13 protein-coding genes are annotated in these 12440 nt (G+C 63.4%); 8 read left to right on the top strand and 5 right to left on the bottom strand.

Annotated elements, in window-relative coordinates; all coding sequences use genetic code 11:
- The first annotated feature begins 158 nt into the window (after positions 1 to 158).
- Positions 159 to 959, top strand: coding sequence for an enoyl-ACP reductase FabI (gene fabI / locus KEC16_RS16845; RefSeq protein WP_211551080.1), 801 nt, complete (start codon positions 159 to 161; stop codon positions 957 to 959).
- 64 nt (positions 960 to 1023) lie between these two features.
- On the opposite strand, the gene KEC16_RS16840 is transcribed toward fabI, so the two are convergent.
- Both KEC16_RS16840 and KEC16_RS16835 read right to left on the bottom strand, forming a co-directional pair.
- A complete protein-coding gene (locus KEC16_RS16840) occupies positions 1024 to 2298 on the bottom strand; it encodes a DUF2336 domain-containing protein (protein ID WP_249209273.1) in 1275 nt (424 codons plus the stop codon).
- A gap of 3 nt (positions 2299 to 2301) precedes the next feature.
- Positions 2302 to 4008, bottom strand: coding sequence for a sensor domain-containing diguanylate cyclase (locus tag KEC16_RS16835; RefSeq protein ID WP_211551078.1), 1707 nt, complete (start codon positions 4006 to 4008; stop codon positions 2302 to 2304).
- A 115-nt stretch (positions 4009 to 4123) separates the two neighbouring features.
- Between KEC16_RS16835 and KEC16_RS16830 the strand changes: the two genes are divergently transcribed.
- The 7 genes from KEC16_RS16830 (at position 4124) to KEC16_RS16800 (ending at position 9963) form a co-directional block, all read left to right on the top strand.
- The gene (locus KEC16_RS16830) at positions 4124 to 4834 is read left to right on the top strand and encodes a pyrimidine 5'-nucleotidase (RefSeq protein WP_211551076.1); all 711 of its coding nucleotides are present in this window, start codon (positions 4124 to 4126) and stop codon (positions 4832 to 4834) included.
- Between the two features lie 63 nt (positions 4835 to 4897).
- Positions 4898 to 5740, top strand: a complete 843-nt coding sequence (dapD, locus tag KEC16_RS16825) for a 2,3,4,5-tetrahydropyridine-2,6-dicarboxylate N-succinyltransferase (protein ID WP_211551074.1) — start codon at positions 4898 to 4900, stop codon at positions 5738 to 5740.
- Positions 5740 to 6882, top strand: a complete 1143-nt coding sequence (gene dapE / locus KEC16_RS16820) for a succinyl-diaminopimelate desuccinylase (protein WP_211551129.1) — start codon at positions 5740 to 5742, stop codon at positions 6880 to 6882. Before dapD ends, dapE begins: the two co-directional genes overlap by 1 nt.
- The gene (locus KEC16_RS16815; RefSeq protein ID WP_211551072.1) at positions 6879 to 7445 is read left to right on the top strand and encodes a hypothetical protein; all 567 of its coding nucleotides are present in this window, start codon (positions 6879 to 6881) and stop codon (positions 7443 to 7445) included. The genes dapE and KEC16_RS16815 overlap by 4 nt, the downstream gene beginning before the upstream one ends.
- A gap of 10 nt (positions 7446 to 7455) precedes the next feature.
- The gene (locus KEC16_RS16810; RefSeq protein WP_211551070.1) at positions 7456 to 8106 is read left to right on the top strand and encodes an O-methyltransferase; all 651 of its coding nucleotides are present in this window, start codon (positions 7456 to 7458) and stop codon (positions 8104 to 8106) included.
- Between the two features lie 65 nt (positions 8107 to 8171).
- Positions 8172 to 8945, top strand: coding sequence for a hypothetical protein (locus tag KEC16_RS16805; protein ID WP_211551068.1), 774 nt, complete (start codon positions 8172 to 8174; stop codon positions 8943 to 8945).
- 337 nt (positions 8946 to 9282) lie between these two features.
- Positions 9283 to 9963, top strand: coding sequence for a hypothetical protein (locus KEC16_RS16800; RefSeq protein ID WP_211551066.1), 681 nt, complete (start codon positions 9283 to 9285; stop codon positions 9961 to 9963).
- A 39-nt stretch (positions 9964 to 10002) separates the two neighbouring features.
- On the opposite strand, the gene truA is transcribed toward KEC16_RS16800, so the two are convergent.
- From truA to xseA, 3 genes are read right to left on the bottom strand one after another with little or no spacing between them, the layout of a single operon-like run.
- A complete protein-coding gene (truA, locus tag KEC16_RS16795) occupies positions 10003 to 10740 on the bottom strand; it encodes a tRNA pseudouridine(38-40) synthase TruA (RefSeq protein ID WP_211551065.1) in 738 nt (245 codons plus the stop codon).
- 4 nt (positions 10741 to 10744) lie between these two features.
- Positions 10745 to 10897: a succinate dehydrogenase assembly factor 4 gene (locus KEC16_RS16790; protein ID WP_346344122.1), complete on the bottom strand. Its 153-nt coding sequence runs from the start codon at positions 10895 to 10897 to the stop codon at positions 10745 to 10747.
- A gap of 6 nt (positions 10898 to 10903) precedes the next feature.
- Positions 10904 to 12397, bottom strand: a complete 1494-nt coding sequence (gene xseA, locus KEC16_RS16785) for an exodeoxyribonuclease VII large subunit (protein ID WP_211551063.1) — start codon at positions 12395 to 12397, stop codon at positions 10904 to 10906.
- Between the last annotated feature and the right edge of the window lie 43 nt (positions 12398 to 12440).

Raw genomic sequence — 12440 nt, 5'->3', positions numbered from 1 at the left:
ATAACCGTACCGTGACAGAAGGTCAAGGTCGCTTGATGCACTAAATTCTAATGTAAAACCCACATGACGATTCAGGGAAATCAGCCGGCAAGCTCTTGAGTTATGGCGGGCCAAGGGGTTATGCTGCATCGCAGCGAAACTCGAGGAGCCCGCCTGTTATGGATGCCACCGTCAAGCCGTACCTGAACGTCGAAACCCTGTCCTTGAAGGGTAAGAAAGGTCTGGTCATCGGCATTGCCAATGACCAAAGCATCGCCTATGGCTGTGCCCTGCATTGCCGCGCCAACGGCGCCGAACTGGCCGTCACCTATTTGAACGACAAGTCGGAAAAATATGTGCGGCCGCTGGCCGAAGGGCTGGACGCTTCGATCATTCTGCCCTGCGACGTGCGCGAGGAAGGCCAGCTTGAAGCGGTCTTCGCCGAAATCGAAAAGACCTGGGGCCGGTTGGATTTCGTCATCCATTCCATCGCTTTCGCCAACCGCGAGGATCTGCATGGCCGCGTCACCGATTGCTCACGCGATGGCTTCATGCTGGCCATGGACGTGTCGTGCCATTCCTTCATGCGCGTGGCCAAGCTGGCCGAGCCGCTGATGACCAATGGCGGCTGCCTGATCACCGTGTCGTTCTATGGCGGCCGTAAGGTGGTTGAGCATTATAACGTCATGGGTCCGGTCAAGGCGGCGCTGGAAGCTTCGACCAAGTACATGGCCGTCGAATTGGGGGCCAAGGGGATCCGTGTCGTCGCCCTGTCGCCCGGCCCGCTGAAGACCCGCGCCGCTTCCGGCATTGATCGTTTCGACGAACTGATGGAAGCCGCCGCCGCCAAGGCGCCGACGCATCATCTGGCCGATCTCGATGATTGCGGTTCGTTCGCCGCCTATCTGGTCAGTGATCTGGCCAAGTCGGTGACCGGCACCACCTTGTTCATCGACGGCGGCTACCACATCGTCGGCTAAAGCGATTGTTTCGGCGGGTCGCCGTCTTCAGCGACCCGCCGGCAATGGTCGGCCGGATGAACGATCAGCCGGCCAGGAATTCCAATTGCCAGACCATTTCGTCGCTGGTCAGCGGGAAGGCGCCGTCGCGGCCGCGCAGGGTGCGGCTTTGCGGTAGCCGAAGCAGCTTGGATTGCATCTGTTCGGCCAAGGCCACGGACAGGCCGGCTTTCCAGGCGATGGCGAGAATACCCTTGGCGCTTTGGGTGGCGACGGTCTTGCGCACCACGGTCACCGGCAGTTCCGCCAGCACCGCCAGGGCGCAGACGACGAAGGCGGTGTCGTTGCCGGTCAGCGCGGTGTCGATGGTGCTTTCGTCCAACTGACCCTTTTCCCGCAATTGGCGGGCGCGGACCAGGGCCGAGGCCTCGTCCGAGGCCTTGCGGGCCTCGGCGCGCTGCGGGCCGGAGACTTCCATTTCGTCCAGACGCTTGGCCACCACGGCGGCCACCGCCACCGCCGCCTCGCGGTCAAGATCGTGGCGTGCCGCCAGGGATTCCAGCAAATTCGAGGCGACGAATCGGGCCAATTTGGCGGCGGTTTTCGACGGCAAGGCCGGGCGTTGGCACAAAGGCTGGTGCCAGGCTTCGATGTCGGTGGCGCGGTCGGCCAGACGATCCAGGGTTTCTTCGCGGATTTGCGCCGATGGGTTGCCCAGCAAGATGGCGATGGCGTCGACATCGTCGGTGGCGGCAATGGCGTCGGCGACCCGCACATTGACGGCGGCTCGCTTGGAAATGGCCGCCAATGCACCGGGAATGGGGGTGCCGCCGATCACTTCCAGCAAGTCTTCGTCGGTGAGAACCGGCGAGAATTGCAAGACCGGCGCCGCCACCGCGATTTCGGCGTCGCGGGCCAGACGGCGGATGACGTCGGGGGGGGCGTTGGCCACGTCCTTCAAGGCTTCGGACAGAATCTCGCGTACCTTGGGGATGCGGTCGCGGGCCAGTAATTCCAGCGCTTCATAGGTCGCCCGGCGCAGGCGATCTTGTTCATGGGCGTTCAGGCCGGGGGCAAGGCGGGCGATCTTGGCCGCCAGTCCGGCGCGGACTTGGTCATCGGCATCGGCGGCCAAGGCCGGATGGGCTTGCGGCGGCGTGGCCGGATTGGCGGCGACGTTGCGGCGGACGACGGGGTCCCGGTCCTCGGTCAGGAAATACAGAATTTCCGGCCGCACTTCCGATTGGGCGGCCAAGGTGGCGCGGACGGCGCTGTCGTCGTGGGCGGCCAGTTCGCGCGCCTCTTCGTAGGAGAATTTGCGGCCGCCGCCGAACAGGCGTTTGAGCAATCCGACCACCATGGCTTAACCCTGTGCCCCAGAAGCGGAAGTGGAAGCGGAAGTGGAAGCGGAAGTGGAAGCGGGCTCGGGGGCCAGCCGCCAAGCCCCCTTGCCATCGCGCTTGACCTCGTACATGGCTTTATCGGCGCGGGCGATCAGATCATCCAGACTTTCAGCGCTGGAACCGTCATGGACGGCCACGCCCAACGACATATGCAGCGGCTTGTCGGCGCTGCCGGAAAAATGGGCCAGGGTTGAACTGGCCCCCAACATGCCTTCGCAGCGGCGGATGGCGATGTGTTCTTCCGCCCCTTCCAGCCAGATGGCGAATTCATCGCCGCCCAGCCGGGCCACCAGGTCGGTGGGGCGGGTGTGGTGCAACAAAAGATCGCGCACGGCGACCAAGGCCTGATCGCCGGTCTGATGGCCGTGGACGTCGTTGACTGCCTTGAAATTGTCGAGATCGACATAGATCAGCGCCGCCGGCTTGTGCTCACGGCTCAGGCGTTGGAAACGACGGGCGATTTCTTCGAAAAAGGCGCGGCGGTTGAACAAGCCGGTCAACGAATCGGTGCGTGACAGCCGCAAGATCCGTTCGTGATTGGTGATCTGTTCGTTGGCGAGGCCGACTTGGTTGGCGACGTCGTCGATGAGCAGGCGGTCATCATCGCTCCAGCCCGGACGCTGGTCGTCGCGCCACAGCAAGATGGTGCCGTTGATGGAATGGCGATAGCGGCTGACCGTGGCCAGAACGTGCCAATTGTCGATGCGTTCTTCGTAATGGTCGCTGTTGACGAAGGAATCCAGCACGTCCTTTTCCTCGCCGCCGGTGCCGTACTGGGCCGCGAGGGCGAAATCCGACGCATCGGGCAACAGGCGGAAAATCTGGCAGCCGGTGGCGCCCAGCGCGCGCGCGGTGGCCTCGGCGGCGGCGCGCAGCATGTCGATGGGATCGACTTCGTCGCGGATGGTCCGCACGATATAGGACAGCAGGCGTTCGCGGTTATTGGCGCGCGACAAGGCCGCATCGCGCAGGCGTTCCTGAGTAATGTCGCGGCAGATGCCCCGCGCCCCCAGCCACTGGCCGTCGTCGCCCCGGATGGGGGTCGATGACGCCAGGACGCAGGCGGGGGTGCCGTCGGCTTGGGTCATCCACACTTCCACGTCTTCCAGGGCCAGGGCGTTGGCGAAGGGGGTCTCGCCGGCTTCCAGCGGGGTCTCGGTGATGAAATCGGCGGGATCACGACCGACCAGTTCATCGGCGGAATAGCCCAAGGCTCCCTTCGGACTGACAAAGGCGAAATGGCCGTCGGCGCCGACTTCCCAGGCGAAATCCGAGGAAATATCCACCAGATCCTTATAGCGCTGGCGCGATTCCACCAAAGCGGAACGCAGATTGCGTTCCAAGGTGATGTCGCGGCCAAGCAGCAGGAACAGGTTGTTTTCGGCCGGCAAGGCGATCAGCTCGATGATCACCGAGCCGCTGCCGGCGGGCAGCGTCACCACGGTGGCGCGGTTCTCATTGAGCAAGGAGGTGATTTCCGGCAGCAGGCCGCTTTCCAGGGCCAGGCGCACCGCCTCGCCGCGACCATTGCCGGCGATCACCGTACCCTTGGCATCGACCAGCAGGGCGGCGCCGGGATAGGTCTTTAGGGCAGCGGTTCCCAGGGTGGCATGCGCCGATCCCTGGCCGTCTTGTTGTCGCAGCTGTTGATCTCGCGGCGAGCTCATTCCCATCCACACCCGTCGTCCACCTGGGTCCCGGTGTTAGCATATTGCCTAAGGATTAACGACTAAGAAAACCGGACAGTTGCGTTTTGTCGTCTCCAAGCGTAGCACAAGGTCCATGAGCCCTATAGATACGCACCGCCCGCCCTTGTCCGACCTGGAAACCTGGGTGTTCGATCTGGATAATACGCTGTATCCGGCGACGTCCAGCCTGTTCCCGCAAATCGACGTGCGCATGCGTCAGTTCATCGCCACCCGGCTGGGCCTGGAGCTTGATGACGCCTTCGTCCTGCAAAAGCGCTATTACCGGGAATTCGGCACCACCTTGCGCGGATTGATGAGTGTGCATGGCATGGAGCCGGACGATTTCCTGGCCTATGTTCACGACATCGACCACACGGTGCTGGACGCGGCGCCGCGCCTGGATGCGGCCCTTGGGCGGCTGGGCGGGCGCAAGCTGATCTTCACCAACGGCTCGGAGCGGCACGCCGAAAAGGTGTTGGCGCAACTGGGCTTGGGCCATCATTTCGCCGGCATCTTCGACATCGCCGCCGCGCGGTTCGTCCCCAAGCCGCAGCCGGAATGCTATGATCTGATGGTGCGGCGCTTCGCCTTTGATCCGCGCGCGGCGGCGATGGTCGAGGATCTTCACCGCAATCTCGTTCCCGCCGCCGCCCTGGGCATGACCACGGTGTGGGTGCGCCAGGACGACCATCCCGATAGCAAGGTGGTGATGCATGACGATGACGATTTGGCCCACGTCCATCACGTCACCGATGATCTGACCCACTGGCTTGAGCAGGTGGAAACTACCCCCTCGGTGCGTTGACTTGAGCTGACAACGCGCTATGTTTCCGCCAACCGAATTCACGTCTCATCAAGGATCACGGCCATGAGCTTCGCCGACCTGCAAAAAGCCATCGAGGATACCTGGGAAGTCCGCGACACCATCAATTCCAAGGCCGACGCCAAGGTCCGCGACGCGGTCGAGATGGCTTTGGGCATGCTCGATACCGGCCATTTCCGCGTCGCCGAAAAGCTGGACGGCGAATGGGTGGTCAATCAGTGGCTGAAAAAGGCGGTGCTGCTGTCGTTCCGTCTTAACGATTCGCACCTTGTTTCCGGCGGCCCCCATGGTTCGCATTGGTACGACAAGGTGGCGACCAAGTTCGAAGGCTGGGACGAAGGGATGTTCCAGGCCCACGGTTTCCGCGCCGTCCCCGGCTGCGTCGTCCGCCGCCCCGCCTTCATCGCCCCCGGCGTGGTGTTGATGCCCAGCTTCGTCAATGTCGGCGCCTATGTGGATACCGGCACCATGATCGACACCTGGGCCACCGTCGGTTCGTGCGCCCAGATCGGCCGCAACGTTCACATTTCGGGCGGCGCGGGTATCGGCGGTGTGCTGGAACCGTTGCAGGCCGGCCCGGTGATCATCGAAGACAACGTCTTCATCGGCGCGCGGGCCGAAGTCGCCGAAGGCGTCATCGTCGAGGAAGGCGCGGTGCTGTCCATGGGTGTCTATATCGGCAAATCGACCAAGATCGTCGATCGCGCCACCGGCGACGTGTTCTATGGCCGCGTTCCCGCTTATTCGGTGGTGGTGTCCGGCACCATGCCGGGCAAGCCGCTGCCCAATGGCGAGCCCGGCCCCAATCTGTATTGCGCCGTCATCGTCAAGCGGGTGGATGAACAGACCCGTTCCAAGGTCTCCATCAACGAATTGCTGCGCGATTGATTAATCTGACCGACCCCGTCGGCCTGACCGCCGAACTGATTAAATGCGCCAGCGTCACCCCCGATGACGCTGGCGCCCGCGATCTGCTGGCCGGCTGGTTGCGTCGCCTGGGGTTCGAGTGTCACGCCGTCGACAGCGCCAGCAATGGGCCGCTGATCCGCAATCTTTATGCCCGGCGGGGTTCCGCCGGGCCGAATTTCTGCTTTGCCGGTCATACTGACGTGGTGCCGGTGGGGGCCTCTGGCTGGACCGTCGATCCGTTCGCCGGAACCATCGTCAATGATCGCCTCTATGGGCGCGGCGCCACCGACATGAAGGGGGCCATCGCCTGCTTTGTCGCGGCGGTGGCCCGTTTTCTCGATCAAGGCGCGGCGGCCGGGTCGATCAGCCTGCTGATTACCGGCGACGAGGAAGGCCCGGCTGTGGATGGCACCGTCAAGGTGCTGGATTGGCTGGTGGCCGAGGACGAACGTCTGGATTGGTGCTTGGTGGGCGAGCCGACCAACCCCAACCGCCTGGGCGAGATGATGAAGATCGGCCGGCGCGGGTCGCTCAATGGCCGTCTGACCGTTTACGGCACCCAAGGGCACGCCGCCTATCCGCATCTGGCCGACAACCCGATTCCGCGTCTGCTGGCCATGCTCAACGCCCTGACCGCCGCGCCGCTGGATCATGGCTCGCCGCATTTCCAGGCCTCGACCCTGACCCTGACCACGGTGGATGTGGGCAATGCCGCCACCAACGTCATTCCGGCCCAGGCCCGCGCCGGCTTCAATATCCGCTTCAATGATCTGCATTGCGGCACATCGTTGGAACAATGGATCCGCCACACCCTGGACGGGGTTGGCGGCGCGTACGAATGCGCCATCGAGGTGTCGGGCGAAAGTTTTCTGACCGCGCCGGGGGCTTTGTCGGAAGCGGTGGCCGATTGTGCCCAGGCGGTCACGGGGCTGCGGCCGGAATTGTCGACCACCGGCGGCACTTCGGATGCCCGCTTCATCAAGAACCATTGTTCGGTGCTGGAATTCGGGCTGGTCAGCCAGACCATGCACAAAGTGGATGAACACGTCCTGGTCGCCGACCTGGAAGCGCTCACTCAAATCTATCTCGGGGTGCTTGGGCGTCTGGTCGGCCGGCCGTGATCCCTTGGACGGAAATCCATGCCGGTATCTTTGGCGCGTGGCGGCTGGCCCGCCGCGATCCGCAGGGATTGGTATGGATCAATGATTCGCCGCTGGGCTTTTGGCATTCGTTCTGGGCCGCCGCCCTGGTGTTTCCCGGTGTCATGGCGCTGGAGATCCTGTCGGGCGGCTTTGGCGAGAATCCGGGAGTCCGGGCGATTGCGGTCAAGCTGATCGCCTATGCCATCGACTGGACGGCGTTTCCGCTGCTGATGATTTTCGTCACCGACAGCCTGGGCCGTTTTCATCGCTATTGGCGTTATGGCGCGGCCTATAATTGGGCCAGCGTCGTGCAGGTTGGGCTGCTGCTGCCCATTGTCTCGGTCACCGTGCTGACCCAATCGCCGATGGCCATGCTGCTGGTTCAGATCCTGACCGTGCTGCTGTTGGTCTATCGTGCCTATATCGCCCATATCGCCTTGGAAGTGGGACTGGGCACCGCCATCGGCATCACCTTCATGGATGTGTTGTTGGCGCTGTTGCTGGAAAATATTTCCGATCGGGTGATGGCCGGTCTTTGGTAAGGAGACGACGATGAGCAAGGCTTTGTGGGCGGATGTCGATTCCTATTTCGCCGCGGCGCTGATGCCCGCTGATCCGATCCTTGACGCCGCCTTGGCCGCCAGTGCCGCCGCCGGGTTGCCGGCGATCAACGTTGCCCCCAATCAAGGCAAGCTGTTGCACCTGATGGCCCGCATGTGCGGGGCGCGGCGCATTTTGGAAATCGGCACGCTGGGGGCTTATTCCACCCTGTGGCTGGCCCGCGCCCTTCCCGCCGATGGCCAATTGGTGACGCTGGAAGCCGATCCCGCCCATGCCAAGGTTGCCCGTGCCAACATCGCCATGGCCGGATTGGATGGCGTGGTGCGGCTGCACGAAGGCAAGGCGCTCGACACCCTGCCTACTCTGCGCGGGCCGTTCGATTTCGTCTTCATCGACGCCGACAAACCCAGCAATCCCGATTACTTCGCCTGGGCGTTGAAATTGACCCGGCCGGGTTCGGTCATCATCGTCGATAACGTGGTCCGCGATGGCAAGGTGCTGGACCCCGAAGCCGAGGCCAAGGTCCAAGGCGTGCGCCGGCTGGCGGAAATGCTGGCGACAGAACCCCGCGTCAGCGCCACCGCCTTGCAGACCGTGGGCGGCAAGGGCTGGGACGGCTTTATCCTGGCGGTGGTTAATTAACGGGTTTTTACTTTGCTCGGCTTTTGCGCTATGATGACCAAAGGTAGTTAACCCAGGGGGCCAATATGGCGGGGATTGCGGCCATTGCCACGGATTCCTATTCGGTTCTGAGCGCCGGAACCGTCAGCCGGGTTACCGCCTCGGACAGTGCCGCGTCTTCCTCTGCGGCGACGGGTTCCTCTGGTGCGACGGCGCAAACCGCCGCACAAAGCAGCAGCACCATCGACAAGGCTTCGACCAATGCCGGCAAGGCGCTGGCCCTGGTTGACGGCTTGCGGCAGGAATTGGCCCAGGCGACCAAGGCGGGGGCGTCCATCAGTCAAGACGAGGTCACGCGGCTGAACCAGCGCTTGAGCGAAGTCCGCACCCAGGTCGATGACCTCAGCAAAAGCGCCCAGGTGGGCAGCGCCAATCTGTTGGCGGCGACGGCGTCGGCGGTGACGGTCAGTTCGGCTTCGGGCGATCGGGTCAAAGTGTCCAGCCAACAATTGGACAGCAAAGCGCTGGGCCTGGACACGCTGAACATCACCGATGCGCAATCCCTGCGTCAGGCGGCGGGACAGGTGGCCCTGGCCACCGGCAAGGCGCAAAAGATCGATTACAATCTGCAAGTGGCCAAAAGCGTCATCACCCCGACGCGTGCGAATCCGGGGCTTGAAGCTTTCGATCAAATTCGTACGGCGCAAAGTGCGACGCCGGTTGCCGGTTCGGCTTTGGCCTCGGTGGAAAAGGCAATCAGCACCCAGGCGGCGGCGAATGCCCGTTACGATCAACAGGGCGGCGTTTTCGCGGCGGCGGCGAAAAAGCGGACCAACAGCATTCTCGACCTCTTCGGCTAGAGCATTTTCACGCGAAGCGTGGACATGCGATAAGCCGGAGCGGCGCCGGAGCGGCCCGTCACGGGCCACTTTTGAAATCTAGACCAGTTTCCGCTTTAGCTGAAACTGGTTTAGCGTTCGCCGAAAGGCCGTCGGGCCATTATTCAGCCATTAGTTTCGTTTAAGGGTGGTCGGCGGCGGTGCCCGCCGATTCCGCCTTTTCTGCGCTTGCGACGAAGGCTATTCTACCTTGGATCAGGGGGGATTATCCGGCATCCATTGGGTGGGCGTGCCGGAATGATCCGTCCGGGATCACGTTTTCACAAGAATGGCTGCTGTCAGCCGATGGGGTGGGGAAATGCGGATTGTCGCGGCATTGATGGTGTTTGTTGGGCTGGCGCTTGCCGGCTGTGGCCCGGTTTACGAAACGCAATATTCGTACACGCCGCCGGCTTCGGCCGAAGGCCGGGTGTGCACGACACAGTGCGAGAATACGCGAAGCGCCTGTGTGCGCAATTGTGATTACGCCGCGCAAATCAACAAGCGCGACTGCGAAGACGACGCCCGTGCCGATGCCCGAACAAAATACAGCAAATACGTTCGCGAGCAGCGCCGCAACAATGCGCCGATCAAATATGACGAAGATCACTTCCTGACCACCTATCAATGTTCGTCGTCATCGACGACATCGGCGTGTCGCAATGAATGCGTGCAAACCAGCAATCGGTGTTGGCAGATGTGTGGCGGCAAGGTTGGCTCCCAACAGGTGTGCACCGCGTTTTGCGATCAGAAGGGCAGTGCCGGTTCGGCGTCGTCGGTTCGTTACCCCGACGGCTTGGCCGCCAGTGGCAAAGAGGCGTTCCGCAAGTATCTGAGCGCGCCCGGCCACAAGGCCTGGGTGTCGGCATCGGACGGTTCTTACGGCTGGCGCAGCGGGCAACCTTCGGCCGCCGCGGCGGAAAAAACGGCGACCGCCGCTTGCGAGGAACACGCCGACGATTGCCAGACCATCGTCATCGACGACAGGTGGATGGAATAGCGTGAAAGCCCCCGGAATCGGTCCGGGGGCTTTTTTCGCTCAATAGACCACGCCGGTCAGATAGAGCCCGTCAGGCGGGGCCGTTGGGCCGGCGGCGGCGCGGTTGCGGGCGTCCAGCGCCGTTTTGACGTGTGCGGGGCTCCACTTGCCCTCGCCCACCATTTTCAGGGTGCCGACCATGTTGCGGACCTGATGGTGCAAGAACGAGCGCGCCTCGGCGACGATGCGGATTTCTTCGTCCATGCGGGTGATGTCAAGGACATCCAGGGTTTTCTCGGGGCTGCGGGCTTGGCAGGCGGTGGCGCGGAAACTGGTGAAATCGTGATGACCCAGCAGGTGTTTGGCCCCTTCGGCCATGGCCTCGGCATCCAACGGCACCCGCACCCACCAAGCGCGGTCGCGATCAATGGCCAGCGGGGCTCGGCGGGTGATGATGCGGTACAGATAAGACCGACCGATGGCGGAAAAACGAGCATGAAACTGGTCATCGACGATTTCCGCCGAGCGGACGGCGATGGGGTGCGGCTTTAAGTGGTAATTCAGCCCGCCTTGAACCCGGTCGGCGCTGAAATCACGGTTCAGGTTGAAATGGATGACCTGGCCGCTGGCATGAACGCCGGCATCGGTGCGGCCGGCGGCCGTGATGGCGGTTTCCACCCCGCAGAAGCGAAACAGCGCCGCCTCGATCTCGGCTTGGACGGTGGTTCCGTTGTCTTGGCGTTGCCAGCCGACAAAGGGGGTGCCGTGGTATTCGATGGTAAGCTTGTAGCGGGGCATGGCGTCAAAAGTCCGAACAACGTCCGGCTTTTTCCCAATCGCCGAAGCGGGTTGGTTCCGGGCCTTGCGGGCCGCCAACTTCTTCCGGCGGCTTGTTGACCGCGGTCTTGGTTTCGGCGGGCGGCGTTTCGGTGGTCTTGAGGTCGTCTTCCATCATCGCTTCCTACAGCAAACTGCCCTGACGGCCGTCGCCCTCGCCCTTGCCTTTGGGCTTGAGGCGGGGGGCGGCGGAATGGCCAACGGCCACTTCGGTCTTGCCGTCCTTGAATTCAATGCTCCACACCGCGCCGGCCACGGCATCGGCAGCGGACACCAAGGTGCCGGCATCGTCGCGGATTACGGCGAAACCGCGAGCCAAAACGTTTTTATAGCTATAACTTTCCAACAGCTTGGCCGCCCCTTCCAGCCGGCGGGCCTGTTCGCCCAGCAGCCGGGTCATGGCCGGGGCCAAGCGGCCGCCGGTCTGGTCCAGTTTCAGGCCGGAGCGGTCCAAGCGGGCCTTTTCCCCCTGCAAGGCGCTTTTCAGCGCATGGTTCAAGCGGGTGGACAAGCTGTCCAATTGGTGGGATTTGGTCGCCAGCAATTCCCGGGGGTGGCGCAGCAGCGCCGACAGCTTGTCCAGTTCCGCTTGCCGGCGATGCAGCAGATTGGGCAGGGCCAGTTTCAGCCGCTCGGCCCGGTCATCCAGCTTGAGCGTCGCGTCGTCGATGACCCGGCGTGGATTGGGCAGGGCGCGGGACAGGTGATGCAGGCGGGTACGGCGTTCTTCCAGCCCGCGGGCCATGGCGCCGACCAATCGGGCCGAACAATCGGCGACGGTGGCGATCAGTTCGGCCCGCACCGGCACCGCTTTTTCGGCGGCGGCGGTGGGGGTGGGCGCGCGCAGATCCGCGGCGAAGTCGATCAGCGTGGTGTCGGTTTCGTGGCCGACGGCGCTGATCAACGGAATAACCGAGGCGGCGGCGGCGCGGACCACGATTTCTTCGTTGAAGGCCCACAGATCCTCGACCGAGCCACCGCCACGGGCGACGATCAAGACGTCGGGGCGCGGGACGCCGTGGGCGGGCAGGGCATTGAATCCGGCGATGGCGGCGGCGATCTGGGCGGCGGCGGCGTCGCCTTGGACCGCCACCGGCCACAACAGCACCCGGCGGGGAAAACGGTCGGCCAGACGGTGCAAAATGTCGCGGATCACCGCCCCGGTGGGCGAGGTGATGACGCCGATGACCTGGGGCAGGAACGGAATCGGGCGCTTGCGCGCTTGCTCGAACAAGCCTTCGGCCGCCAGTTTGCGGCGGCGGTCTTCCAGCAGTTTCAGCAAGGCCCCCTGGCCGGCCAGCTCCATGCGCTCGACCACCATCTGGTACTTGGACCGCCCCGGATAGGTGGTCAAGCGGCCGGTGGCGATCACCTCCATGCCGTCTTCGGCGGCGATGCCCAGCTTGGCCGCCTGACCGCGCCAGCATACCGCGTCGAGCACGGCATCGGCATCCTTGAGGGCGAAGTACAGATGGCCGGAGGAATGGCGCTTGAAGCCCGATATCTCGCCCCGGACCCGCACATGGGCAAAGGTTTCCTCGACCGTGCGCTTGAGCGCGCCGGACAATTCAGCGACGGAAAATTCGGGGACGTTGGTGGCGGCGCGGGGTTCGGTCATGGCCGCCAGATCATGGCGAAGAGTGCCGATGATTGCAAACCCG

Origin of the sequence: Magnetospirillum sulfuroxidans (genome assembly GCF_018224925.1) — a bacterium.
In the GTDB taxonomy this organism is placed as follows: Bacteria; Pseudomonadota; Alphaproteobacteria; order Rhodospirillales; family Magnetospirillaceae; genus Magnetospirillum; species Magnetospirillum sulfuroxidans.
This window is presented reverse-complemented; position numbering and strand designations above follow the sequence as displayed.